We start from the raw sequence: 25,295 nt of genomic DNA on the forward strand, positions 1-25,295 counted from the left end.
TAATCGCAGCTTCAAGGATTACGACGACATCCTTGATGCCTGCACATCGGCCTGGAAGCACTTTATTGCCGATGTGGAGCGGGTGATGTCACTTTGTAGCCGAGATTGGATAAAACTGACCTAATGTTTAATCCGATTGGTATCAGCCATGGGCATAGATGACGCTCCCTCCCTTGATGGTGTCGATAATGGCCCTGGACTGCTCCCTTGGCAGGGCCGGGCATCCCCAGCTGCGCCCCAGCTTGTCAAACTTCTGCAGATGCCTGGGGCTGGCGTAGTCCGCCCCGTGCACCACGATGGCGCGCTTGCGGGCATTGCTGTTCTTGCCGGGACTGAGGCCGTCGAGACGCAGGGAGTAACCGTGCTTGCCCTGATAGGTCTCGGCGGTGCGGTAGACCCCCAGGGAACTTTGCCGGGAATTCATCTGATTGGAGAACTGGCGGGCGGCCAGCTCCCCCGAATTGCGGCCGTGGCTGACCCAGGTGTGGTAGAGCAGCTTGTGGCGCTTGACGTCGATGACGAACAGCCGGCGCATGATCGAGGGCTTGCTGTAGTCGATGATGGTGAGAATGGGTTTTCGCTTGTGGCGCACGCTCTGGTAACCGTCCAGGGCCTTGCGAAACACGCGGCTGTCGAGCTTGCCGGCCAGCCCGAGCTGACGATAGAGATCCTGGTCCCAGCTGGCGTGGCTGGCGCCGCTAAAACAGAGCGCCCCCAGCAGCAGTGGCAGGCTCAGCCAGAGGCTGCCCCACCACGCACTCCTATCCTGTCCCTTCATCCTTGAAGTTGCTCCCCTTGCTGTCGCTGGCCTGATGCCCCGGGTGACACCGCATCCTGCTGGATAGTTATATGCAAGCCATTGATTGCGAGTAATAAAAAAGCACAAAAATGCCGACCTGAGTCGGCATTGTCCTGCTTGCTGAGCGTGCCTGGATCAGGCACGGCTGAGATAATCCGCCTGCCCCACCCACTTGTAGCTGGTGAGTTCGGTCAGCCCCATGGGGCCACGGGCGTGAAGCATCTGGGTCGAGACCGCCACCTCGGCCCCGAGGCCAAACTGGCCGCCGTCGGTGAAGCGGGTGGAGGCGTTGACATAGACCGCCGCCGAACCGGCCCCGTTGACGAAACGCTCGGCATTGGCGAGGGAGTTGGTCAGGATGGCATCGGAGTGGCCGGCGTTGTGCTCGCGCATATGGGCGAGCGCCTCGTTGACGTCCGCCACCACCTTGACCCCCAGGGTCAGCCCCAGCCACTCGGTGTCGAAATCTTCCGGCCCCGCGTCGCACAGGTTGTCGCTGCCAGCCAGCAGCGCCATGGCATTGGGCGCGCCCACCAGGGTCACCTTGCGCTCGTTCATCAGAGCCACCAGTTGCGGCAGCAAGGTGGCCGCCACCTTCTCGTGTACCAGCAGGGTATCGAGGGCGTTGCAGGCGGAGGGGCGCTGCACCTTGGCGTTCTCGATGACCGCCAGGGAACGCGCCAGATCGGCGCTCTCGTCCACGAAGATATGGCTGATACCGAACCCGCCGATGATGACGGGGATGGAGCTGTTCTCCTTGCACATCTTGTGAAGACCCGCGCCGCCGCGGGGGATGATCATATCCACGTAGCGGTCGAGGCGCAGCAACTCGGCCACCAGCGCCCTGTCCGGGTTGTCGATGTACTGCACCGCCGCCTCGGGCAGGCCGGACGCCGCCAGGGCATGCTGGATCACCCGCACCAGCTCCAGGTTGGAGTGGAAGGTCTCGCGACCACCGCGCAGAATGCTGGCGTTGCCGGTCTTGAGGCAGAGGCTGGCGATGTCGATGGTGACGTTGGGGCGCGCCTCGTAGATGACGCCGATGACCCCGATGGGCACCCGGCGACGGGAGAGGCGCAGGCCATTCTCCAGCACCCGGCTGTCGATTTCGGCCCCGACCGGATCGTCCAGGGTGATCACCTTGCGCACATCCGCCACGATGCCGGCAAGGCGCGCCGGGTTGAGCAGCAGGCGATCCAGCATCGCTTCCGTGAGCCCCGCCTCGCGCCCGGCGGCGATGTCTTTCTCGTTGGCCGCCAGGATCTGGGCACTGCGTGCTTCCAGTTCATCGGCGATGGCCGCCAGCGCCCGGTTCTTCTGTGCCGTGCTGACGGTGGCCAGTTGATAGGCGGCTTCACGGGCCGCCTGCCCCATTTTCTCCAGACTCATCACAGTTCCCTTTTGTTCATGCGGTGTCGCCCTGTTCAGAGCAGCACCATGTCATCACGGTGGATGGCCACGGCCCCATAGCCGTAACCCAATACCTGTTCAATCTGATCCGAGTGGACACCGCGCAGCCGATCCAGCTCCAGATGGTCGTAACGGCAGATACCGCGAGCCAGCTCGCTCCCCTTGGGATCCAGGATACGCACCACGTCGCCACGCACGAAATCTCCCTTCACCGCGACGATGCCCTTGGGCAGCAGGCTGGAGCCCTTCTCCTGCATGGCGGCCACGGCCCCCTGATCCACCTGCACTTCGCCGTGAGGAGGGGGCCCTGCCAGGATCCAGCTCTTGCGCCCTTCCAGGGGGGATGCCAGGGCCGGGAACAGGGTCCCCACCCGCTCCCCGGCGGCGAGGCGGCCGATCACTTCCGGGATCTGGCCGGTGGCAATCACCACGTCCACCCCGGCGCGGCGTGCCACATCGGCGGCCTGCAACTTGGTGGCCATGCCACCGGTGCCAAGGCCGCTCACGCTGTCACCGGCAAGGGAGCGCAGGGTGTCATCTATGGTCTGCACCTCTTCGATGAGCTGGGCATCCGGGTTGGTGCGCGGGTCGGCGGTGAAGAGCCCCTTCTGATCCGTGAGCAGGACCAGCAAGTCCGCATCCGCCAGGATGGCGGCACGGGCAGAGAGGTTGTCGTTGTCCCCCACCTTGATCTCGGCGGTGGCCACGGCGTCGTTCTCGTTGATGACGGGGATGATGCGGTGATCGAGCAGAGTGCGCAGGGTGTCGCGGGCATTGAGGTAGCGCTCCCTGTCTTCCAGGTCGGCGCGGGTCAGCAGCATCTGGCCGATGTGCAGCCCGTAGAGGTTGAACAGGTCCTGCCATACCCGGATGAGCTGGGTCTGACCCACCGCCGCCAGCATCTGCTTGTTCGGCAGGGTAGGCGCCAGCGGAGGGTGGCCCAGATGCTCGCGACCGGCGGCGATGGCCCCCGACGTGACCAGCACGACACGGTGCCCGTGTCGATGCAAGGCGGCACATTGTCTGACCAGCTCGACCATGTGGGCACGGTTGAGGCGGGCAGATCCCCCGGTGAGCACGCTGGTGCCCAGTTTGACGACTATGGTTCTGTTTTCCATGGGAACGAAGGGTTAGAAAAGTAAGGAATCCCTTTATACCCACGGCCCTCCTGCCCTGCAAGGCAATTAAGCCTCGCCAGGCAGTTGCAGGCTCGGTGACAAAGCATCGGGGTACCCCGCACCGGGAAGATGCGGGGCTTGGGGATCAGGCTGCCGTCACGCTCAGTTCGGCGGTCACCTGCTTCGCGGGGGAGAGGGTGCACTCCAGCTGGGTCAATTTGCCGCTGATGAGCTTGTAGAAATGTTGCAGGGTGCGTTCCACTTCCGCCTGATGCTTCTTGGGCAGCGCCTTGTCGATCCACTCCCCGTCCGCGTTGTAGAACCCCGTCTGATAGTGGTAGCTGAAGCTGTGATCCGCCTGCTCCAGCACCAGCCACCAGCCCCAGAACTCCCGCTTGTCCGGGGCAGGCTTGGCGCTGACGCAGACGGACAGGCAGTCAAAGCGGTATCGGCCCTCCTCGCACAGGTCTTCACGCAAATAGGGGCCAATGGCCGCGAACTGCCGCAGCAATCGCTTGTAAGTCACTCCTTCCGACATGCTAACCTCCCTGTTGAACAAGCCATACCATCACATGGTGATGTTACATTTTTAGTTTTATATCATGTACATAAGTGCTTTTTGAGCCAGTCTACCGTCTCTTTCAGTGCCTCGTCATAGACCTCGAGCAGTGGCTGCTTGTCAAACACCACCGCCTTGCCGTTGCGACTCGCAGCGGCCAATGCCCGGACATCCTGCTCGGGACAAATAAAATCTTTCTTGTGCCCGATACTCAATATCGGCACGGAAGTGCGACTCCCCAGCAATCCCTGGGTCTTGAGGGAGAAGACCTGACACTTGGTGCGCAGCAGATCCCACTGAGCCGCGTCCGCCCCCAGCCGGTTCGCCAGCCCGTCGCGCATCATGCGCGGGCAGCGGGCGAACATCTCCTGATTGGTGAACACCTGGTTGATGCCGGCACCGATGCAAACCACGGTCCGAAGCTTGAACGGCTCGACGAAGGCGAGGCGGGCCGCCACATTGCCGGCGAGGCGGAACCCCACCATGGCGATGCGCTGGTGATCGACCCAGGCCACCTCCGAGAGGTAGTTGAGCACCGCCTGGTGCAGGCGGCTGGTGTCCTGCACCAGGGGCCAGTGCTCGGCATAGCCGGTGCCCGGCATGTCCAGGGAGAGCATCCCGATGCCATGGGGCTCGAGACACTTGAAATAGAAGTTGAGGAAGTCCACCTGAAGCGAATCGATGCCACCGCTGACGATGACCAGGGGCACAGGTTTCTCGGTGGTGGGCAGATGCAGGTAGCCCTGGATGGTCTTGCCCCGAAACGGGACCTGCAACTCCTTGAGGGGCACCTTGAACAGGCGTCCGGCCTCGCGATAGGCCATGTTGCCGAGCAACTGGGCCTGATCCGCCAGCTCGTCGTGCTTGAGGTGGGGGTAGCTTGCGATGGAGTAGTAGCGCACTGCCTTGAGCAGGCTCTTCAGCGCCGCGGCGCGATCCCCTTCCCCCAGCAGCGTCCGCCCCGTATTGAAATAACGGCCGGCGAGCTGACTCCACTCATAGACCCAGTTGCCGGGCACATAGCCCTTGATGGTGTCCAGATAGCGTTCGTGACTGCGCTCCCCCTGCCCCATGGCGATGTGCGCCAGGGTCTGCTCCACCTCGACGGGATCGGCCCCCTGCCAGGCCCAGGTCGGTCTGCGCAGCAGGCGATACCAGCGGGGCGACAGGGCGCCATCGATGAAGCTGTCAGACAGTGCGCTGTCTTGCTCGTCGACGGGGCTCGAGTTGGAGACTTCGGAAGTTTCCAATACCTTTTTGACCCGGGTAAACAGCTTTTCCGTCAGATTGGTATCGTCGTTTGGTTCCAAAATGGTGGCTCTTCTGTCTCAAACAATGTCCCATCTTAACCACTTTTCACATCGAGCAGCCACACCAGAAACGCATTGAGCCCCAAAAGGGGCTCAATGTGGTCAACCTTGCATCACGACGGATCAGTCCGCTCCCGAATGCCGGGGAGTCACTGGTCGCGACCGGTGGGGCGATTACGCTTCGTCGCAGATCGGCTTGGCGAACTCCAGCGCCATGTCCCAGGGCTGTTCAATCCAGGTATCCTGCGGAATGGCGACTTCGAAGTCATCCACCAGGGGTTCGCCCATGGGCTTGGCGAAGATGGTGATGAACTTGGCTCTGGGGTAGAGCTCGCGGATCGCCTTGGCGGTGCCGCCGGTGTCCACCAGATCGTCCACCACCAGCCAGCCTTCGCCGTCACCTGCGGTGGTGGCAGCCTTCACCACCACCAGCTCGCGCTGGTTGTCGTGGTCATAGCTGGAGATGCAGAGGGTTTCGACATTGCGAATGCCAAGTTCGCGGGCCATCAGGGCCGCAGGCACCAGACCACCGCGGCTGACGGCGATGATCCCTTTCCACTGGCTGACAGGCAGTTGACGACGGGCCAGACGGCGCGCTTCGCGTTGCAGGTTATCCCACGATACATAGAACTTTTTTGGCATGCTATCGATCTCAACGAGTTATAAAGCAATCACTTATGAGGCGAGAACCCGGCAAAGAGACGGGTTCAGGTCAATTCTGGCACCCCGTTTCCCGAATTTTGCTTGCACTTTTTCGGCCTCGGGGCTGACGCCTCGGCGGCAAAAACGGATGCAATGCGAACAGGGATGGGGTGTAGCTGGCGGCCATCTCGGGTGGACTCCCGATCTCGGGCCGGCTGTTGGGCCGGTATGATAGCACTCTTTATGGATAAATTGAGCGGCAAACGTATGCGAAAAACAGGAAATGTCCGCCATCTCCCGCTCTGTCGCCCTTTTGGGAGGGCTCCGGCGACACCGACAGGTTAGCCGTTTGAGACACATTCCATGACATTCGGGCAAAAAAATAGCAGGGGGAGGAGAGGATCCTCACGCACCTGCTGCTGTTACCTGTGACGCCTGCGAGCCTTAACGGCGGGTGGCGTAGGGATTCGGGTAGTTGAAGCCCTGGGTATAGAGAGATTGGGCAAACCAATAGGTTGAATTGCTGCCTGACATCATAAACTCCTGATTGCTTAACAAGTTACGTACCTTAATGCGGGTTCACATCCTTGAACTGACACTCGGTTCCATGGAGGCGCACTTGCTTTGCTTCGGTTCCCTGGAGGCATTGATTGTCATCCTGACAAGTGGGCTGGCCACGGCGGCTAATTTACCACCCGGCGCCCAAAAGACAATATTTTTGTGACTGACATCACAAAATTGATGTTGTGCTGACACAAATAAGGCAGGTAGTGAAGTTCGCCATCCATGCTCCCTTTCCCAGCACAAGCAGAGCGTCATTTGCGCTGATCGCTCACATTTTTGCGTGATTGACTGTATTATCGTTATCCTCTTCCCCGGCCCGCAGAGTGGGGCCCGACATTTTCCATGCTGGTAAGGAGTCCCGACGTGGCACAGCTCAGTTCTCTGTCTCCCAAATTGATTTGGCAATTCTTCGAGCAGATCTGCTCCATCCCCCACCCCTCCAAGCACGAAGCCCAACTGAGCGCCTGGATCGTCGCATGGGCCCAGGGAGAAGGCCTGGCGGTCAAGCAAGATGCCGTCGGCAACATCATCATCAAGAAACCGGCCACGCCGGGGATGGAAAACCGCAAGGCCGTGGTGCTGCAAGCCCACATCGACATGGTGCCCCAGGCCAACGCCGACACCCAGCACGACTTCACCACCGATCCCATCGATGCCTACATCGATGGCGAATGGGTCACCGCCCGTGGTACCACCCTGGGTGCCGACAACGGCATGGGCATGGCGGGCTGCCTGGCCGTGCTGGCCGACAAGACCATCAAGCACGGCCCGCTGGAAGTGCTGCTGACCACCGACGAAGAGACCGGCATGACCGGCGCCTTCGGTCTGGAAGCGGGCTGGCTGGAAGGCGAGATCCTGCTAAACACCGACTCCGAAGAGGATGGCGAGGTCTACATGGGCTGCGCCGGCGGGGTGGATGCCAATATCCGCTTCCCCCTGGAGCTGGTTGCTGCCACCGAGGGTGAAGGTTTCGAGCTGCAGGTCAAGGGCCTGCGCGGCGGCCACTCCGGGGTCGACATCCATCGCGGCCGCGGCAACGCCAACAAGCTGCTGGTCCGTCTGCTCAAGGCCGCCGAACCGCTGGGGGTGCGCCTTGGCGATCTCAGCGGCGGCACCCTGCGCAACGCCATCCCCCGCGAGGCCCGTGCCAGCCTGCTGGTGCCCGCCGCCAGCGTGGCTGACTTCAAGGCCCTGGTGGACCGCTACGCCGGCATCTATCAGAGCGAGCTGGCCGCCACCGAGGCCAACCTCACCGTGCTGCTCACCGCCCGGGAGAAACCGGCCCAGCTCATGAGCGAGTCCCTGCAAAGCCGCCTGCTGGATGCCCTGATGGCCTGCCCGAACGGGGTGATGCGCATGAGCGACGCCATCCCGGGCGTGACCGAGACCTCCACCAACCTGGGTGTCATCAAGACACTCGAGGGGGAAGTCTATGTGCAGTGCCTGATCCGCTCCCTCATCGATTCCGGTCGCGAGAACATCGAGCAGATGACCCGCTCCCTGTTCACCCTGGCCGGCGCCAGCTGCGAGTTCACCGGCGCCTACCCGGGTTGGGCCCCGAACGTCGACTCACCGGTCATGGCGCTGGTGCGAAGCAGCTACCAGACCCTGTTTGGCGAGATGCCGAACGTCATGGTGATCCACGCAGGCCTCGAGTGCGGTCTGTTCAAGAGCGCCTACCCGGACTGGGACATGGTCTCCTTCGGCCCGACCATCCGTGGCGCTCACGCACCGGGGGAGAAGGTACACATCCCGGCGGTCGAGCGTTTCTGGCAACTGCTGGTTCACGTGCTGGAACATATCCCGGCCAAGTAAGCCAGCTCACGACCATACCGATGCCCCGCCCCGTGCGGGGCATCTTTTTTGTGCTCCCTCCTCGGCCACCTCTCTCATATCCCCGATTCCACGCGCGGCCCTGGCTTGAAATCGTATCCATGAACAGGTCTGCATTTGAAAACCTTTTCCATGATTTATGTAAATTTACAACACAAAAAGTTGATCCAGCTCACATATGCCCCTAGGATCAGAACGTGACCAAGGTCACACAACCCATGAACCACAGAGAAACGAGGTCATCATATGTTCGAGAATCTGGCAGTGCTGTTCCACCTGAAGGGTGCAACCAGCAAGAAAGGTGCTGAAGAGAAAGACACTTATGCGCCTGCAACCCGCAATTACTACTTCCGTTATGGCGCCTGATATCGCCTGTCCGGAAGTTGAAATTGGTAACGTAATAAAACTACAAAACAACTCAGCAATCCACACAGCAGCCACCCCCATCGGGGCGCTGTCCTGCCCGGGCCAGAATTTCCACGGCCAAACCTGAACTCCAACCATGAAGATGGGGCCCGCAGGCCCCATTTTTTTATCCCGTTTCCGCCTCTATTGCGCCTCCTCGGTGCCACCTTGCAGCGATGCCGGTTGCGACGTGGCGGGCGCCGGCATCATATCGCCTTTCCCAGTGGCACCGCCTCCTGCACGGGCAAGGGGAAATGGCAGGCCACCTGATGCCCCTGCCCGCCGCACGCCTCAAGGGCGGGCGAGCGGGTGCGGCACAGATCCGTTGCATGGGGGCAGCGCTGGTGAAAGTGGCAGCCACTCGGCGGCGAGATGGGGGACGGCACATCCCCCGTCAGCAGGATGCGCTGGCTGCGCCGCCGCGGATCCGGCACCGGAATGGCGGAGATGAGGGCCTGGGTATAGGGATGGCGCGGTGCCAGGTAGAGAGCCTGGGCCTCGGCCAGCTCGACGATCCGGCCCAGATACATCACCGCAATCCTGTCCGAGATGTGCTTGACCACCGACAGGTCATGGGCGATGAAGATGATGGCGAGGTTCATCTCCCGCTGCAGATTGAGCAGCAGGTTCACGATCTGGGACTGCACCGACACGTCGAGCGCCGACACCGCCTCGTCACACACCAGCAGCTTGGGCTTGAGGGCGATGGCGCGGGCGATGCCGATGCGCTGTCGCTGGCCGCCAGAGAACTCATGGGGGTAGCGATCCACCGCGCTGCCGGGCAAGCCGACTTTCTCCAGCAGCTCCTGCACCCATTTCCGGCGCTGTTCGGCGCTGCCCTTGCCGTGGATGATGAAAGGCTCCTCCAGGATCTGCCCCACCGTGTGGCGGCTGTTGAGGGATTCTGCGGGATCCTGGAACACGATCTGCATCTCCTGACGCAGGGATCGCATCTCCTTGGGCGAGAGGTGGGTGATGTCACGCCCCTCGAAGGTGATGGAGCCGGCGCTCGGCTCGAACAGCTTGAGCAACGAACGCCCCAGGGTGGACTTGCCGCATCCCGACTCCCCCACCAGGCCAAGGGTCTCCCCCTGCCTGAGATCAAAGCTGATGCCATCCACCGCGTAGACGGTGTATTGCTTGCGCAAGAAACCGCCACCCATCTTGAAATGCTGCTTTAAATTGCTTACCGACAACAAGCTGGTCATGACTTCCATCCCCGACGATTCATGGCAGCAGACGACCTGGTCGCCTTCCCGCCGCCAGGCTGCCCTACGACACCCCGTAACACCAGACCGTTCATAGGCTCACCTCCTTCCAGTGGTGGCAGGCCACCCCGTGACGTTCGCTCAACTGCTCGGTCACCGGTATGGTCTCCACGCAAAGGGGCGTGGCATGGGGGCAGCGGTTGGAGAAACGACACCCCGCCGGCATCTCGTGCAGGGCGGGCACCTGACCCTTGATGGTCTTGAGCAGGCTCTTTGGCACATCTTCCAGACGCGGGATCGAGGCCATCAGACCATGAGTATAGGGATGGCGCGGGTGGTCAAACAGTTCATAGATATCGGCCCGCTCCACCGCACGCCCGGCATACATCACCACCACCTCGTCGCACAGCTCCGCCACCACCCCGAGATCGTGGGTGATGAAGATGATGGCCATGCCGGTCTGGGCTTGCAGCTCCTTCATCAGATCCAGGATCTGGGCCTGGATGGTCACATCGAGCGCCGTGGTAGGCTCGTCGCAGATGAGCAGGGCCGGTTCGCAGGCCAGCGCCATGGCGATCATCACCCGCTGGCGCATGCCGCCGGAAAGATTGTGGGGATAAGCCGCGAAACGCTGGGCAGGCTCGGGGATCCCCACCTTCTGCAACATGGCGATGGCGGCGTCACGGCGCTGGGCCTTGCTGTAATCGGGACGGTGGAGGCGAAACACCTCCATCAGCTGATCGCCGACCGTCTGCACCGGGTTGAGGGCCGTCATGGGCTCCTGAAAGATCATGGAGATACGGTTGCCACGCACCTTGTACATCTGCTCCGGCGGCAGATTGAGCAGCTCCTCCCCCTGAAAGCGGATGGAGCCCGCCACCACCTGACCGTGGGGCCTTGGCAGCAACCCCATGATGGCCAGCGAGGTGACGCTCTTGCCGCAGCCGGACTCGCCGACTATCCCCAGGGTCTTGCCCGGGGCGACCTGGAAGCTGACCCCGTCGAGCACCTTGATCTTGCCGTCGTCGACGGCGAACTCCACCTCGAGATCCCGCACCTCGAGGATGGGGGACAGAGACTGCCCCTCATGATCTCTGGTGCCGGGGGCGGTGGCCTGTGTGTTGGGCATGACTGCTGCTCCCTTCTGGGCCACATCAATGATGTGCATAGGTCTTGTCGATCAGGGTGATGGGGGCCAGCGCCTTGCCGTCAGCCTTGGCCTTCTGGGTCTCCTCCTTCACCTTGGGATCGATCCAGAGCAGGCCGCCACTGCTGTGGGGGTAGCCATCCATGGGCCAGTAGAGCAGATCCGGGGTGTTGCGGGTGGCGGGCACCTCCGGCAGCATCACATAGCGCCAGCTGCTGGCTCGCACGTAGTTGAGCTGGACGCCGGGCACGAAGATGGCGAGATCATAGATCCGCTGCTGGATCTGGTGGGAAAGCGCGGCCCGCTTGTCCATGTCGAACTCGACGTTGTAGGCGTCGATCAGGCTATCGAGCGCTTTGTCAGCCACGTTGAACAGGTTGTTGGTCTGGGGCTTGTTGGCGTTGTCGGAGTGGAAGGACTCCCAGTATTGCGGATAGAGACCGCCGCCCCCCCAGCCAAGCCAGGCCGCCTCGTGTTTCTTCTCCAGCATCACCTTGAAGCCGGTGGCGCCATCCACCAGATTGAGCTCCAGATCCAGGCCCGCCTTCTTGGCCTCTTCCTTGAGCACGGTCAGCCGCTTGGAGTGCTCCTGGCTGGTGTAGGTGAGGGCCAGGGTGAGCCGCTCTCCCTTGTCGTTTTGCAGGATGCCGTCCGGTCCCTGCTTGCCGTAGCCGCCCTTGGCGAAGTACTCCCGTGCCTTGGCGATGTCGTAGGCCCGCTCAGGGAGCGCGATGTCGGTGAAGGCCCCGAAGCCTGAGCCGAAGGTGGTAGCGCGGTCATAGTCGCCGTGCAGCACCGTCTCTATCATCTTGTCGATGTTGAAGGCGTGCTGGATACCGAGCCGCACGTTGAGATCCGCCAGCTTGGGATTGGCCACGTTGAGGTGAACCCCCTGCCCCCCCTGCTTGGTGTCGGTCATGGCCATCACCTTCTGCACGTATCCCTGCTTGTACTCCGGGGTGACCGCCTTCTCATGCCACCAGTTGGGCAGGATCATCTCGAAGGTGTCCAGCTCCCCCTTGAGGAAGTGGCGGAACGCGATGTTGTGGTCGCGGATCACCTGCACCTTGATGGTGTCGAGGTTGAACCTGTGCTGGTTGTAGCGATCGTCTTTTGCCCACCACTCCTTCTGCTTGCTGAAGGTCACGGACTTGCCCTTCTTCACGTCGCTCATCACGTAGGGGCCCGTGGTGGGTACCACGGCCCAGTTGTACTGCTTCACCCAGTTCGGGCCCATCTTGTAGTAGTGCTTGGGCTGGGGCCACAGCTCGGTGGTGTTGAGGAGATCGAGCTTGGCCTTGCGGCTGCCCGCCTTGACCAGGATGGTGTGGTCGTCAATCTTCTCCACCGCCACCACCTCGGTGGTGTAGTAGTTGTTGAACCAGGGGCCCTTGATGTCCTTGGAGCGCATCATCTCGTAGCCGAAGGTGTAGTCATCGGCAGTGACCGGCTTGCCGTCGGACCACTTGGCGCGCGGGTCGAGTTTGAAATAGACGGTCTGGCTGTCCGGCGCGATGGCCCAGGCATTCGCCAGGGCCGGAATGGGGTTGCCCGTGTTGGGATGGAAGCTGATGAGCCTCATCTGGTTGTCGAGGATGAAGGAGCGGAACGAGCCGTTGGAATCCGGCCCCACGGTGCGAAACGTCAACGGGAAGCTGTCGACGAAGAGATTGAGGTTGCCGCCGGGCAGCGCCTTGGGAGAGGCGAACACGGGGTCGGTGTCGTTGGTCTCCCACGTCAGATCCGCGGGCAGGCTGGCCGCCCACACCCAGGATCCGTTCAACAGCAGAAAGAGAGCACCTGTCCATTTGATTTTATTGTTCATGTTTGACTTCCTGGTCATGCCCCTGCACTGGGGGCGTCTTCATTAAGGGTCCTGTCGATGTGCCCTGGCAAGGCGCCACCGCTCACTGATAACGGGTAAATTTGCGCGGATCGAACGCCTCCCGGATGGCCTCCCCGATGAAGGAGACCATGATGAGCACCAGACTCACCGCCGCCACCACCGAACTCACGATCCAGATGGCGTCGAGGTTGTTGATCCCCTGGGAGAGCAGCTCCCCCCAGCTCGGGGTCGGCGGCGCCAGGCCAAAGCCCAGGTAGTCCAGCGCCGTCAGGGTGGAGATGTTGCCCACCACGGCAAACGGGGCCAGGGTGACGATCATCATCAGGGTATTGGGCAGAATATGGTTGAAGATGATGCGCCGGGTACTCGCCCCCTGGGCCCGCGCCGCCATCACGTAGTCCCGTGCCCGCTCCTTGTAGGTGAGGGTGCGCATGTACCAGGTGATCCCCATCCAGCCGAACAGCACGTTGATGCCGACGAACAGGCCGAAGTTCGGCTTGGCCAGGGAGACCAGGATCATGATGACGTAGAGGAAGGGCACCTGGGACCAGATCTCGATGAAACGCTGCATCAGGAGATCGAATCGACCGCCGAGGAACCCCATCATGCAGCCGATGCTGACCCCGATGACATAGCTCGCCACCAGCGCGATGAAGGCAAAGCCGATGGCGATGCGAAAGCCGTAGACCAGCCGTGCCAATACGTCGCGACCGCTGGTGTCGGTGCCGAGGAAGTGGCGCTCCACCAGGCTCGGGGCATAGGGCGGATAGGCCTCCTCCTTGAAGTCCTGCTCATAGGGGTTCCAGGGGACCAGGGGCAGCAACACCCAATCCCCCTTCCCTTCCTTCGCAAATTGGCTCTTGAGCTGGCGGTAGTTGGTCTCGTACTCGTAGTCGAGCCCGAAGTGCTGGCCCGGGATCACGTCCCCATAGGTGGGGAAATAGAGCTCCCCCTGATAGCTCACCGCCAGGGCCCGGCTGTTGACCAGCAATTCCGCCAGCAGAGAGATGACCACCAGGACCGAAAAGATGACAAAGGAGTAGTAGCCGCGCTTTATCGACTTGAAGCGCTTGAGTTTTTTCAGAGTTACCGGATTCAGGTTCATGCTCACTCTCCAAACCGCACGCGGGGATCGACCAAGGCAACGCAGATGTCGGAGACAATGTTCCCCACCAGCATCAGCATGGAGGTGATGGCCAGAATGCCCATGACGGTGGGGTAATCCCGCTCGACAATGGCCTCATAACCGAGCAGGCCGATGCCGTCGATGTTGAAGATGGTCTCGATGAGGAAGGAGCCCCCGAAGAAGACGGTGAGCACCGACCCTAAGTGACTCGCGATGGGGATCAGGCTGTTGCGCATGGCGTGATCGGTCACCGCCTTGCGAAACGGCAGCCCCTTGGCCACGGCGGTGCGCACGTAATCCGCCGACAGGTTCTCCATCAGGCTGTTCTTCATGGTCATGGTGAGGATGGCGAAATCCCCGATGGCGTAGGCGATGAGCGGCAGCAGGGCGTGGGCGAAGACGGTACGGATCTGATCCCAGCTGCTCTCCATCCCGTCAAACTCGTCCCCCGGGAAGCCCCCCATGGGCAGCCACTCCAGATGGAACGCAAAGACGGTGATGAGGAAGATCCCCACCACGTAGGCGGGCAGCGCATAGGCCATGTAGATGAGCATGGAGCTCAGGGAATCGAAGCGGCTGTTGTGCCTGAGCGCCTTGGCCACCCCGAGCGGGATGGAGACGGCATAACTCAGCAGAAAGGTGGCGAGCCCGAAGAAGGCGGTCACCGGCAACCTCTCCTTGATGAGATCCCACACCGGCTCGTAATAACGGGTCGACTCCCCGAGATCCAGCACCGCCAGCTTCTGCAACCAGTCCCAGTAGGCGACCAGCATGGGCTTGTCGAGACCGTAGAACGCCTTGAGCTCTTCAATCTGTTCGTCGGAGAGTGCCTGCGCCCCCTTGCTGCCACTGGAGCGGCCTGACTCGTTTTGCGAGACCTGCGCCTGCAGCAGCATGCGCTCGACCGGGCCGCCCGGCACGAAGCGGGTGATGGTGAAGACGAGCAGGGTGATACCGAGAAACGTCGGGATGATCAAAAGCATCCGACGTAGGAAATACGACAGCATGGTGGAACCTCGTCCTTGTTGTTCTTTTATGGCCAGTCACATCCGGTGACGGGCCTATCCTTACCTGGCATTACTCACTGAATTGACTGGCATTGACAGACAATCCGGCTCGGTCACTGTAAAAGCTCTGCAACAAAAATCAAGTAGAACCCGGTCTGCGACCGGGAATGTCCCCCCGCAGCATATCCCGCGGATGATTTTTTCCAAAAAACCCAACTTCAATATAAAAAACTGCTACGCCTACCCGTCCAACTCGATTTTAATTATTAAAAAATTAATTACACAGGTGTTTTAATCCATATCAAGCAGAACAAAATCAACAAGTTAACGGTAAGTCGGACTGCTTTCTTATTTACCTATAGAAGAGGGATAGCCGCCCCCACCCTCCGTTCCCCGGAAAACGCTCTCGCCACAAAAGCAGATGAAAATACTACAAAAAACCGTTTTCTCGATATCGACACTGGAGTGACAAGCGACTTATCGATAAGTTCAAAAATAATCAATAAAATTGTAAAAATCGAACCTAACAACATCTTTACATAAGTTGACGCGGCATTTACGGAATAAAACGCCAAAAATATTCCATCAAGTGCATATTCCCATCTAATTCCCTCTACTGCCCCCATCCCCGCCGCTCCATTTGACGTCCATCACCAAACCTTGATAAGCCTTACGCACCGCTCCAACGAGGGCGGTAATGGAAGCAAACAAAAAACAATCAGGAAGGATACTAGCGATGCTTAGGAAAAGCAGACTCTCTGCTGCCGTAGCGTTTGCCTTGGCGAGCGCGGCAGTAGTGGCCACCCCTGTCCTGGCCGAAGAGGGCCAGAACGTCGAAAAACTGCAAAAAATCAAGGTCACCGGCTCGCGGATCTCCCGAGTCGATGTGGAAGGCGCCACCCCGGTCGTCTCCGTGACCAAGGCGAAGATCGAGCAATCCGGTCAGCAGACCGTCGCCGATTACCTCAAGCAGGCCTCCTATAACTCCTTTGGCGGCGTCTCCCCGGCCTCCGGCAGCTCCTTCCAGTCCCAAGCCACCGTCGGCCTGCGCGGCCTGGGTTCAGAGCGTACTCTGGTCCTGCTGAACGGCAAGCGGGTGGCGGGCTCCCCCACCATGGGCGGCACCTCCATCAACCTCAACACCATCCCCATGGCCGCCGTTGAGCGGGTCGAAGTCAACCTGGACGGCGGCTCCGCCATCTACGGTTCCGACGCCATCGGTGGTGTCATCAACGTGGTGCTCAAAGAGGGCTATGAAGGCCTGAGCTTCCAGGGACGCCTTGGCTCCCCGACCGAAGACGGCGGTGACGAGAAGAGCGGCTCCATGGTCGCGGGGATCAACGGCGAGAAGGGCTCCCTGATGGCGGTCTACGAGCACGACAAGAAGGACGTCATCTACAGTCGCGATCGGGACTATCTTGCCAAGCAGGGCAACGACTCCCCCAACGCCTACGGCCGCAACGTGGAAGGGATCACCGGCCTCGATGCAAACGGGGATGGCATCTGGAAATACGGCCCGCTGGCCGGCGCCACCAATGCCGATGGCACCTGTAAGTCCCCCTTCGTCGGGTTCGAGGACGGCTGTAACTTCAACTACGGCCAGGTCAAGGCCACCACGGCCTCCCGCAGCCGTGACACCCTGTACGTGAACGGTCGCTACCACATCAACGACAACGTCGACTTCGTGCCGCAGATCATCGGCTCCCGGGTCGAGAGTTTCGGCCGCTACGCCCCGGCCGCCGGTGCCTTCACCATTGACCCGGCCAACCCGAAGAACGCCCAGTTCTTCGCCGACAACGGCCTGGATGCCGCCGCCACCCAGGGTCTGGGTGAAGCTGCCTATGCCTACTACCGCTTCAACAACGTCGGCCCCCGCGACAACTTGGTCACCGACATGACCGGCAGCATGAACCTGGGCTTCGAGGGTACCATCACCACTGAAAGCGTCGGCGACATGCAGTGGAACGCCGGCTACATGTACTCCAAGACCGACAACAAGGAGAACGGCACCGGTTACGTACTGAAGTCCGCCGCCCAGCAGGCGGTCGCCGACGGCAAGTTCGTCGGTGGCGAGTTCGACGCCTCCACCACGGCCTCCATGGCCGCCGACACCAGCCGCCGCTCCACCATGGACTTCTACCAGTGGTACGCCGGTGTCCAGTGGGACATGGGTGAACTGCCGGCCGGTCCGGTCAGCTGGTATGCCGGTGCCGAGTACAACGACTGGGTCTATGCCGACAAATACGACGCCCAGTCCGAAGCCGGCAACATCATCGGCTCCGCAGGCAACTCCTCCGGTGGCGTGCGTGACGTGACTGCCGCCTACATCGAGTCCCTGGTGCCCATCACCGAGCAGATCGAGCTGAACGTGGCCGGTCGCTTCGACAAGTACAGCGACTTCGGCAGCGCCTTCTCCCCCAAGGCGAGCCTGCGTTACCAGCCGCTGGACAACCTGATGCTGCGCACCTCCTGGTCCCGTTCGTTCCGCGCCCCCAGCCTGAGCGACCTCTACTCGGCTGACTCCTACTCCGCCGACTGGGCCAAGGACTATGTCTACTGCGAGGCCAACGGCATCTCCGCTGCCGACTGCCCGAACCGCCAGTACGACACCACCCGTACCTCCAACGAGGAGCTGAAGGAAGAGACCGCGGACACCTGGAACTTCGGGGTGGCCTACAGCCCGGTGGATGACCTGAACCTCTCCCTGGACTACTACACCATCAAGATCGAGGACGTGATCCAGCTGAACTCCCTGCAGTCCGTCATCTATGACGAGCTGAACAGCGGCGGCTCCAGCTACATCACCCGCAACAGCCAGGGCAAGATCAGCGGCGCCATCGCGCCCATGGTCAACCTGGGCACCCTCAAGACCTCGGGTCTTGATCTGAAGGTGGACTACAAGTACGACCTGAACTACGCCACCATCCGCTACGACCTGGGCGGTACCTACATCCTCGAGTACGAGGAAGGTCTGTACGCCGGTGGCCCCGTCATCGACAAGATCGGCCAGAACGGTCTGCCGCAGCTGCGCTTCAGCTCCGGTGTCGGCGTCAATGTTCCCCAATGGTGGAACATGGATACCTACCTGAGCGCGAACTACATCGACTCCCAGAGCCAGGACTATATCGCCGATACCGGTGAGGAAGTGGGCCACATCGCGTCCCAGACCACCTGGAACCTGAACGTCGGCGTGGATGCTCCCTGGGATGGCAAGATCCAGGTCGGGGTGAAGAACATGTTCAACTCGGGCCCGTCCCTCGAGAGCGATGGCTTCACCTATAACGAAGATCTCTACAGCATCGACGGTCGCATCTACTACCTCGACTACAGCCAGAAGTTCTAATTCACCTGCAGATGACAAGCCGGCCCGTTCGGGCCGGCTTTGCCCAAGGTCCCAAGGAAGTTACGGAGATAGGGTAATCCTATGAAGACAAGGACAATTACAATGAAGAAAGCGCTCCTCGGCAGCCTGATTTCGGCTGCCTTGCTGACCAGCTTCAATCTGAGTGCCGCCACCGCCGGTCAGGCCGTGGACGCTCAAGCCGCCACCGACAATGCATCCAAAGTTTCCCAGCAGAAGATCGACAGCTACGCCGAGTCTGCCGAGTCTGCCCTGGCCCAGTACAAGGCCGCCCTGCGCCAGGTGGACAGCCTGCGCGCCTACAACGAGCAAGTGGGCAAGATGGTCGACTCCCAGAGCGCCGAACTCGCCTCCATGCAAAAGCAGATCGCCCAGATCGACCAGACCAGCACCGAAGTGGTGCCCTTGATGCTCAAGATGATCGACTCCCTCGAGCAGTTCGTCTCCCTGGATCTGCCGTTCCAGAAGGTGGAGCGTGAGGACCGCGTGGCGGCCCTGACCGATCTCATGAACCGGGCCGACGTCACCATCTCCGAGAAGTACCGCAAGATCCTCGAGGCCTACCAGATCGAGGAGGGCTTCAGCCGCACCATCGAAGCCTACAAGGCGAGCCTGGACAAGGATGGGGACGAGAAGACCTACGAGTTCCTGCGCGTCGGCCGCATCGCCCTGCTCTACCAATCCCCGGATGGCAACGAGACCGGCATGTGGAACAAGCAGACCCGCCAGTGGGAAGAGTTGCCCCAGGAGTATCGCAGTGCGGTTGAACAAGGCCTTCGCATCGCGAAGAAGCAGGCGCCCCCCGCCCTCATCAAGCTGCCGGTTCAAACTGCGGAGAAAGCATCATGAAAGGAATCAAACTTGCCATCGCCTCGCTGATCGCGGGCGCTACCCTGGTCACCCTGCCGGTGACCGCCGCCGAGAAACCGGTGGATCTCAACGCCCTGCTCAATCAGGTCAAGGCTGCCAGCACCAGCGAATCCCAGCTCAACAAGGAGCGGGAAGCCCGCTTCCTGGCTGACAAGAACGAACAGGGGGCCCTGCTCGCCAAGGCCAAGGCGGATCTCGCCGCCGAAGTCGCCAGGGGCGAAAAGCTCAAGGCCACCTTCGATGCCAACGACAAGCAGCTCACCGAGCTGACCGAGACCCTGCGCCAGCGCTCCGGCAACATGGGCGAGATGTTTGGCGTGCTGCGCCAGTTCGCCGGTGAATTCAAGGGGATCTTCAATGCCTCCGCCCGCCGGGTCGAACATCCCGAGCAGACTGCCCTGCTGACTCGCCTGGCCGAGAGCAAGGAACTGCCCTCCAGCGATGACCTGACCGCCTTCTGGACCACCACCCTCAGCCGCATGGTCGACGGTGGCAAGGTGAGCCAGATCCCTGCCACCGTGGTCTACGGCGAGGGCAACCAGGCCCAGAAGACCGTGACCCAGATCGGTGAGTTCAACACCGTCTCCGAAGGCAAGTACCTCACCTTCGTGCCGGAGACCGGCAAGTTCGAACAACTCTCCCGCCAGCCCGAGAACGCGGTGCTGGAACCGGTCGCCAAGTTTGAACAGGGTGGCGGCAGCGTCGAACCCATCTTCATCGACCCGTCCCGCGGCGTGATCCTCTCCCTGCTGGTGCAATCGCCGACCCTCAAGGAGCGCATCGATCAGGGTGGCTCCGTGGGTTACGTGATCCTGGCGCTGGGTGTCATCGGTACCCTGCTGGCCCTGTTCTGCGGCGCCCGTCTCTCCCTCATCGGCGGTGCCATGCGCAAGCAACTGAAATCCGAGCAGATCATCAAGGGCAACCCCATCGGCGAGATGCTGGGAGCCTACCAGAGCCATCGTGGCGACAACATCGAGGATCTGGAATCCAAGCTCGACGAGATCATCCTGCGCAACGTGCCCAAGCTGGAGAAGGGCATCAGCCTCATCAAGCTGATCGCCTCCGTCGCCCCGCTGCTGGGCCTGCTGGGTACCGTGGTCGGGATGATTGCCACCTTCCAGGCCATCACCCTGTTCGGTACCGGCGATCCCAAGCTGATGGCGGGCGGTATCTCCGAGGCCCTGGTGACCACCATGCAGGGTCTGGTCGTGGCCGTGCCCATGCTGTTCCTCTACACCATCGTGCAGACCCAGAGCCGCCGTCTGATCCAGGTACTGGAAGAGCAGAGCGCCGGTTTCGTTGCCCGTTATCAGGAACGTCTGCACGCCGCCAAAGCCGCAGCCTAAGGAGTCACCCATGTGGTTCTGGTTGATTGAAGAAGTCGAGTCGGTCCGCCGGTTTCTGGGATTGGGGGGCGACGTACTGGTCGCCCTGTTCTTCCTGACCCTGATGATGTGGGCCCTGCTGCTGGAGCGCTGGTTCTACTTCATGGCGGTCTATCCCCAGCAGGTGAAACAGACCAAGACGGCCTGGCTGGCCCGCACCGATCACCTCTCCTGGTCCGCCAGGCAGATCCGCCGCGAGCTGGTCTCCCAGGTCGCCATGGCGGTGGACAAGGGGATGCCGGTCATCAAGGTGCTGATCGCCCTCTGCCCGCTGATGGGGCTGCTCGGGACCGTGGTAGGCATGGTGCAGGTGTTCGATACCCTGGCCATCACCGGCACCGGCTCCCCCAGGGCGATGGCCTCGGGGATCTCCAAGGCGACGGTACCGACCATGGCGGGCATGATTGCCGCCCTTTCCGGCCTGTTTTTTGTCAGCCGGCTCGATCACAAGGCCAAGCTGGCCGTGCAGAAGCTGGAAGACAACCTGAAACACGGCTGATGCAGGATGCACATCCCCGGCCGGGCCATGCCCGCCGGGGCACAGAACAAGCAAGGAGTTTTTGCCATGAGAAAACGTCACAGCGACAGCGGTGCTGACGAGGCGGCCATCGATTTGACCCCCATGCTGGACATCGTGTTCATCATGCTGATCTTCTTCATCGTCACCACCTCGTTCGTCAAGGAGTCCGGCGTGGAGATCAACCGCCCGAGCGCCAGCACGGCCGAAACGGTGAAGAAGGGGAACATCATGGTCGCGGTCCGCGAGAACGGCCAGGTCTGGGTCGACAAGCGCATCGTCGAAGTGGGCGCGGTGCGTGCCAACATCGAGCGGCTGCGGGCGGAGAACCCGGAAAGCGCCGTGGTGATCCAGGCCGACAGCGAATCCCGTTCCGGTCTGGTGGTGCAGGTCATGGACCAGATCCGCATGGCCGGTGTCCAGAACATCTCCATCGCCGCCGACAAGAGCAGCTGATGCCGGAGCGAATGCCATGAGATACCTGATATCGTTAGCGGTCTCCTGCGTGGTGGTGTTCTTCCTGTTCCTGGGAATGAACAAGCTCATCACGCCGGATCACCGGGAGCTGACGGAGCGGGAGGACGTCACCATGACCGACTTCATCCGCCTCAAGCCTCAGGAGACCTTGCAAGAGAAACAACGCGAGCTGCCCAAACCGCCGCCCCCGAAACGCCCGCCGCCCCCGCCCGAGATGGAGGTGGCGAGCACGGACAGGCCGAAGATGGACAGCTCCCCCATGGACATGCCCAAACTCGACATCCCGGTCAACATCGGTGGCGGCAACGCCCTGGGTGCCTACAGCACCGGCGGCGGTGGCGGCGGCATGGGTGGCAACAACGGCGCCATCCCGATGGCGACCTTCGAGCCCATGATGCCCCGCAAGGCGGCCCTGGCCGGTCTCGCATCCGGCAAGGTACTGGTGGAGTTCACCGTCACCGAGCGCGGTACCGTGAGCAACATCCGCATCGTCAAGGAAGAGCCCCGCAGCTATGACCTCGGCAAGGCGGCGCGCCAGACCATCGCCAAGTGGACCTTCAAGCCGGCCATGGTGGACGGCAAGCCGCAGGCCAGTCGCATGCAGCAAGAGATCGAGTTTGCGACCAACTAAGGAGGGTGGCGATGAAAAAGTTACATACCCTGATCCTCGCCCCGGTGGCCATGGCGGTGCTGCTCAGCACCGCCACCTGGGCCGCCGAACAACCCGCCCTGTCTGACCGCGCCTACCGCGCGGTCAACAAGGCCCAGGCGTTGATCACCGAGAAGAAATACGGCGAGGCCAATGCCAAGCTGCAGGAGGCGCTGTCCGGCGCTGGCGAGCGGGTCTACGACAAGGGGGTCATTTTGCAGACCCTGGGCTTCGTGGCGGCGCAGCAGGAGAAGTACGGTCAGGCGACCAAGTACTTCGCCGACGCCATCGCCACCGGCGGCCTGCCGCCCCCGGTGGCCCAGCAGGTGCGCTACAACCTGGCCCAGCTCTACATGGCGGAGGGGAACTTCAAGGGTTCCATCAACACCATGAAGGAGTGGTTCGCAAACCTCGGCAAGGACGAGAAGCCGACCCCGCATGCCTACATCACCCTGGCCAACGCCCATGTGCAGCTCAAGCAGTACAGGGAAGCCATTCCGGCAGTGGACAACGCGATCAAGCTCTCCGCGGGCAAGGCGCCGGAGTCCTGGTACCTGCTGAAGATGGCGGCCCACTACGAGCTGAAACAGTACAAGCCGGCCACCGAGGTGCTGACCGCCCTGGTGGACCGCTACCCGGAGAAGAAGAAGTACTGGACCCAGCTCTCGGCCATGCACATGCAGGCGGGCAACGATGCCAAGGCCCTGGCGGCACTGGAAGGGGCCTACAACCTCGGCATGCTGACCGAGGCCAACGAGTTGCAGCGGCTCGCCAACTACCTCGCCTTCGCCGGCATTCCCCACCGCGCCGCCCGCGTGATGGAGAAAGCCATGAAGGAGGGGCAGATCGAGAGCACCGCGGCCAACTACAAGACGCTGGCCAACTACTGGCATCAGGCCAAGGAGCTGGACCCGGCCATCGACACCCTGGCCAAGTCCTACAAGCTGGCCCCCAATGCCGAGCTGCAGCTCAAGATGGCGCGCATGATGATCCAGAGCAAGCGCTACCAGGATCTGGTGGCCTTCGCCGCCAAGCCTGCCGCCAACGCCAGCGGCGAGCAGCGGGCGGATCTGAAGTTCCTGACCGGGGTCGCCTATTTTGAGCAGCAAAAGCCCAAGGAGGCGCTCTCCGCCTTCACTCAGGCCGCCCAGAATGGCAACGTCAGTGGTCGTGCTTCCCCCTGGATCAGCTTCTTGAAAGAGCAGCAGGGCGGCGCCGTCACCCAATAAAGCTGCGCGGCCCGGCTGGCGGGACGGGGATCTCCCCGACTCGGCATCCGGGCCGCGACACATCGACAAGGGGTCACCCCGCAGATTGCCTTGGTGGCAATTGGCCGCTCTTCGGAGCGGTCTTTTTTATGGCACCGCCCCTGCCCTTTTCCCCCTCCTTCTCCTGATACAAGGTACAAAAAAATCCGGAGCCTGGGCTCCGGATTGGGTCATTGCCTTGCGAGAGAACAGGCCATGCAAAGTGCCGGCCTGCCGCTCAAACGGTCATCAGTAGCTGCACACCAGCTTCCAGCTGCCGTCGCCCACTCTGAGTTCGCTGCTGGTATAGCAGCCTGGACAACTCAGTAGCTGCATATCAGTTTCCAGCTGCCATCGCCCGTCTTGGGCTCGCTGCTGGTCCACCAGTTGGCCTGCCACACCGCCTTGCCGTTGGTCATGCGGTCGTTGCCATTGGCGTGATCCCCGCGCGGCCAGGTCGGATAGGCATTGTAGTCCGCCGGGTTGACGTTCTGGCTGGCACAGGTGGTGCCACCGCTGCCGCCGTCACCACCACCACTGCTGCCCAGCACCGCCTCGGCCAGGGCCGGGAAGTCGGACTTCAGACCTATGGTCTGGCTGCCGGCAATCAGGCGCATGCCGCTCGGCACGCCGGCGGCCGGCAGGTAGTAGGTCATGGCCACTTCCACGTCGGTGCCCGGCGTCCAGGCTTTCCAGGCCGGCAGCGTCAGAGCCACCTTGTGGAAGTCCTTCTCATTGGCGATGCCGTCCGAGTTCTGGTTGCCACCGCTCTCCACCACTTTCAGTCCCATGCCGCTCTGGTCGGTGATGGTGTCTGAGGTGGAGGTGGGGACCAGGAACTCGATGCGGGTGCCGCCCGGAATGGTCTGGGTCGATTTGCTGGTGAGCTTGAGGGTCGGGTTGATCGGGTAGTTGGAGTCCCCTTCCTTGAAGCCGGAGAGGCTCACGCCGATGTCGAGCTGGGCGGCCGGCGCCGGCAGATCGTTCTGCTTCAGGGCCGCCTTGTCGGCCTTGCTGAACTTCTCGTAGGCGAGGCTGGTGAGGGTGCTGCCCATCACGTACTCGTTCTTCGCGGCATCGAAGTCATAGTCCCCCGCCATCTCCCAGAACATGACGCCCCCCAGGCCCCGCTTGACGATGTAGTCGAGCTTGTGACCCATCTTAAATGCGAAAGGGGACTCCCTCCGACGTAGGTGGGAGGGGAATTTCGCCGGGGCGTCAGCCCCGCTGGTTTTGAATGTATTGCTTGATCACCTCCAACGGTGCTCCGCCGCAAGAGCCCGCAAAGTAAGAGCGTGACCAGAGTACGGGTTTGCTGTAAGCACCTCTCAAGTCCAGAAATTCATTACGCAGTCGCCTTGATGTGACCGCCTTTAACGAGTTCACCAGTACCGATAGCTGCACCGTTGGCGCGTACTCTATCAGCATGTGAACATGATCAGCCTCTCCGTCACACTCTTTCAGTTCCGCACCAAAACCTCTGCAAACCTCTGCCGCACACTGACCGAATGAAGCGTGATGCAGATCCCCCAGTATCGGCTTTCGATACTTGGTAATAAACACCAAATGTACGTGCAAAACGTAGGCCGCATGGCGTGATTTATTAATTTTAGTGAATTGCATTCTGTCACTCAATCGGGCATTAATAGATATGGCAATAATGCTGCACACTGAGCGCTAAATGCAAATTCTGAAAGCCTACAAATTCCGACTCGAACCGACAGCCCAACAAGCGCAACGCCTGCGCCAGTTGGGCGGTTGTGCTCGTTATGTCTGGAATCACGGGCTGGCAGAAACCAAACGCATTCTGGA

20 protein-coding genes and 2 pseudogenes are annotated in these 25,295 nt (G+C 61.4%); 9 read left to right on the forward strand and 13 right to left on the reverse strand.

Annotated features, from left to right (window positions below; genetic code table 11):
• Nucleotides 1-124, forward strand: a pseudogene (locus J9889_RS24295) (IS630 family transposase); the annotation flags it as partial.
• A gap of 18 nt (nucleotides 125-142) precedes the next feature.
• Here J9889_RS24295 and J9889_RS20460 read toward each other — a convergent pair.
• The 6 genes from J9889_RS20460 to gpt all read right to left on the reverse strand — a co-directional run bounded on the left by J9889_RS20460 (nucleotide 143) and on the right by gpt (nucleotide 5,838).
• Nucleotides 143-778: a murein L,D-transpeptidase catalytic domain family protein gene (locus tag J9889_RS20460; protein WP_210557909.1), complete on the reverse strand. Its 636-nt coding sequence runs from the start codon at nucleotides 776-778 to the stop codon at nucleotides 143-145.
• Nucleotides 779-934: 156 nt separating this feature from the next.
• On the reverse strand, nucleotides 935-2,191 hold the full coding sequence (locus tag J9889_RS20465) for a glutamate-5-semialdehyde dehydrogenase (protein ID WP_262512438.1): 1,257 nt from the start codon (nucleotides 2,189-2,191) through the stop codon (nucleotides 935-937).
• A 32-nt stretch (nucleotides 2,192-2,223) separates the two neighbouring features.
• Entirely contained in the window at nucleotides 2,224-3,327 is a 1,104-nt protein-coding gene (proB, locus tag J9889_RS20470; RefSeq protein WP_048207022.1) for a glutamate 5-kinase, read from the reverse strand.
• Between the two features lie 145 nt (nucleotides 3,328-3,472).
• Nucleotides 3,473-3,865 carry a sigma factor-binding protein Crl gene (gene crl, locus J9889_RS20475; protein WP_053288752.1) on the reverse strand — a complete coding sequence of 131 codons (393 nt, stop codon included), beginning with the start codon at nucleotides 3,863-3,865 and terminating at the stop codon, nucleotides 3,473-3,475.
• 62 nt (nucleotides 3,866-3,927) lie between these two features.
• On the reverse strand, nucleotides 3,928-5,196 hold the full coding sequence (frsA, locus tag J9889_RS20480) for an esterase FrsA (protein ID WP_010675462.1): 1,269 nt from the start codon (nucleotides 5,194-5,196) through the stop codon (nucleotides 3,928-3,930).
• A gap of 174 nt (nucleotides 5,197-5,370) precedes the next feature.
• Nucleotides 5,371-5,838, reverse strand: a complete 468-nt coding sequence (gene gpt / locus J9889_RS20485; RefSeq protein WP_039040347.1) for a xanthine phosphoribosyltransferase — start codon at nucleotides 5,836-5,838, stop codon at nucleotides 5,371-5,373.
• A gap of 927 nt (nucleotides 5,839-6,765) precedes the next feature.
• On the opposite strand from gpt, the gene J9889_RS20490 reads away from it, so the two are divergent.
• Nucleotides 6,766-8,217: an aminoacyl-histidine dipeptidase gene (locus tag J9889_RS20490; protein WP_045525722.1), complete on the forward strand. Its 1,452-nt coding sequence runs from the start codon at nucleotides 6,766-6,768 to the stop codon at nucleotides 8,215-8,217.
• Between the two features lie 629 nt (nucleotides 8,218-8,846).
• Here J9889_RS20490 and J9889_RS20495 read toward each other — a convergent pair.
• The 5 genes from J9889_RS20495 to J9889_RS20515 form a co-directional block, all read right to left on the reverse strand.
• Entirely contained in the window at nucleotides 8,847-9,848 is a 1,002-nt protein-coding gene (locus J9889_RS20495; protein ID WP_049636600.1) for a dipeptide ABC transporter ATP-binding protein, read from the reverse strand.
• 91 nt (nucleotides 9,849-9,939) lie between these two features.
• Nucleotides 9,940-10,977, reverse strand: coding sequence for an ABC transporter ATP-binding protein (locus tag J9889_RS20500; RefSeq protein WP_039040349.1), 1,038 nt, complete (start codon nucleotides 10,975-10,977; stop codon nucleotides 9,940-9,942).
• Nucleotides 10,978-11,002: 25 nt separating this feature from the next.
• On the reverse strand, nucleotides 11,003-12,820 hold the full coding sequence (locus tag J9889_RS20505; RefSeq protein WP_048207020.1) for an extracellular solute-binding protein: 1,818 nt from the start codon (nucleotides 12,818-12,820) through the stop codon (nucleotides 11,003-11,005).
• Between the two features lie 82 nt (nucleotides 12,821-12,902).
• Nucleotides 12,903-13,946, reverse strand: coding sequence for an ABC transporter permease subunit (locus J9889_RS20510; RefSeq protein WP_042865049.1), 1,044 nt, complete (start codon nucleotides 13,944-13,946; stop codon nucleotides 12,903-12,905).
• Nucleotides 13,947-13,948: 2 nt separating this feature from the next.
• Nucleotides 13,949-14,974, reverse strand: coding sequence for an ABC transporter permease subunit (locus tag J9889_RS20515; RefSeq protein ID WP_010675471.1), 1,026 nt, complete (start codon nucleotides 14,972-14,974; stop codon nucleotides 13,949-13,951).
• 736 nt (nucleotides 14,975-15,710) lie between these two features.
• Here J9889_RS20515 and J9889_RS20520 point away from each other — a divergent pair.
• From J9889_RS20520 to J9889_RS20550, 7 genes are all read left to right on the forward strand, one after another.
• On the forward strand, nucleotides 15,711-18,317 hold the full coding sequence (locus J9889_RS20520; RefSeq protein ID WP_210557911.1) for a TonB-dependent receptor: 2,607 nt from the start codon (nucleotides 15,711-15,713) through the stop codon (nucleotides 18,315-18,317).
• A 102-nt stretch (nucleotides 18,318-18,419) separates the two neighbouring features.
• Nucleotides 18,420-19,184, forward strand: coding sequence for a DUF3450 domain-containing protein (locus J9889_RS20525; protein ID WP_161470148.1), 765 nt, complete (start codon nucleotides 18,420-18,422; stop codon nucleotides 19,182-19,184).
• Nucleotides 19,181-20,554, forward strand: coding sequence for a MotA/TolQ/ExbB proton channel family protein (locus tag J9889_RS20530; RefSeq protein WP_210557914.1), 1,374 nt, complete (start codon nucleotides 19,181-19,183; stop codon nucleotides 20,552-20,554). Before J9889_RS20525 ends, J9889_RS20530 begins: the two co-directional genes overlap by 4 nt.
• 10 nt (nucleotides 20,555-20,564) lie before the next feature.
• Nucleotides 20,565-21,092 (forward strand): MotA/TolQ/ExbB proton channel family protein, encoded by a 528-nt coding sequence (locus J9889_RS20535; RefSeq protein WP_045525714.1) that lies wholly within the window; start codon nucleotides 20,565-20,567, stop codon nucleotides 21,090-21,092.
• Nucleotides 21,093-21,158: 66 nt separating this feature from the next.
• Complete coding sequence (locus J9889_RS20540; protein ID WP_010675476.1) at nucleotides 21,159-21,566, forward strand: biopolymer transporter ExbD; 408 nt, start codon at nucleotides 21,159-21,161, stop codon at nucleotides 21,564-21,566.
• Between the two features lie 16 nt (nucleotides 21,567-21,582).
• Nucleotides 21,583-22,218, forward strand: a complete 636-nt coding sequence (locus J9889_RS20545; RefSeq protein ID WP_010675477.1) for an energy transducer TonB — start codon at nucleotides 21,583-21,585, stop codon at nucleotides 22,216-22,218.
• Between the two features lie 11 nt (nucleotides 22,219-22,229).
• Nucleotides 22,230-23,465, forward strand: coding sequence for a tetratricopeptide repeat protein (locus tag J9889_RS20550; RefSeq protein WP_042014300.1), 1,236 nt, complete (start codon nucleotides 22,230-22,232; stop codon nucleotides 23,463-23,465).
• 341 nt (nucleotides 23,466-23,806) lie between these two features.
• Here J9889_RS20550 and J9889_RS20555 read toward each other — a convergent pair.
• Both J9889_RS20555 and tnpA read right to left on the reverse strand, forming a co-directional pair.
• Nucleotides 23,807-24,643 (reverse strand): annotated as a pseudogene (locus tag J9889_RS20555) (chitinase C-terminal domain-containing protein); the annotation flags it as partial.
• A gap of 58 nt (nucleotides 24,644-24,701) precedes the next feature.
• The gene (gene tnpA / locus J9889_RS20560; RefSeq protein ID WP_102948427.1) at nucleotides 24,702-25,106 is read right to left on the reverse strand and encodes an IS200/IS605-like element ISAs26 family transposase; all 405 of its coding nucleotides are present in this window, start codon (nucleotides 25,104-25,106) and stop codon (nucleotides 24,702-24,704) included.
• Nucleotides 25,107-25,295 lie beyond the last annotated feature (189 nt).

It is taken from the genome of Aeromonas sp. PrichA-15 (genome assembly GCF_017939245.1).
In the GTDB taxonomy this organism is placed as follows: domain Bacteria; phylum Pseudomonadota; class Gammaproteobacteria; order Enterobacterales; family Aeromonadaceae; genus Aeromonas; species Aeromonas caviae.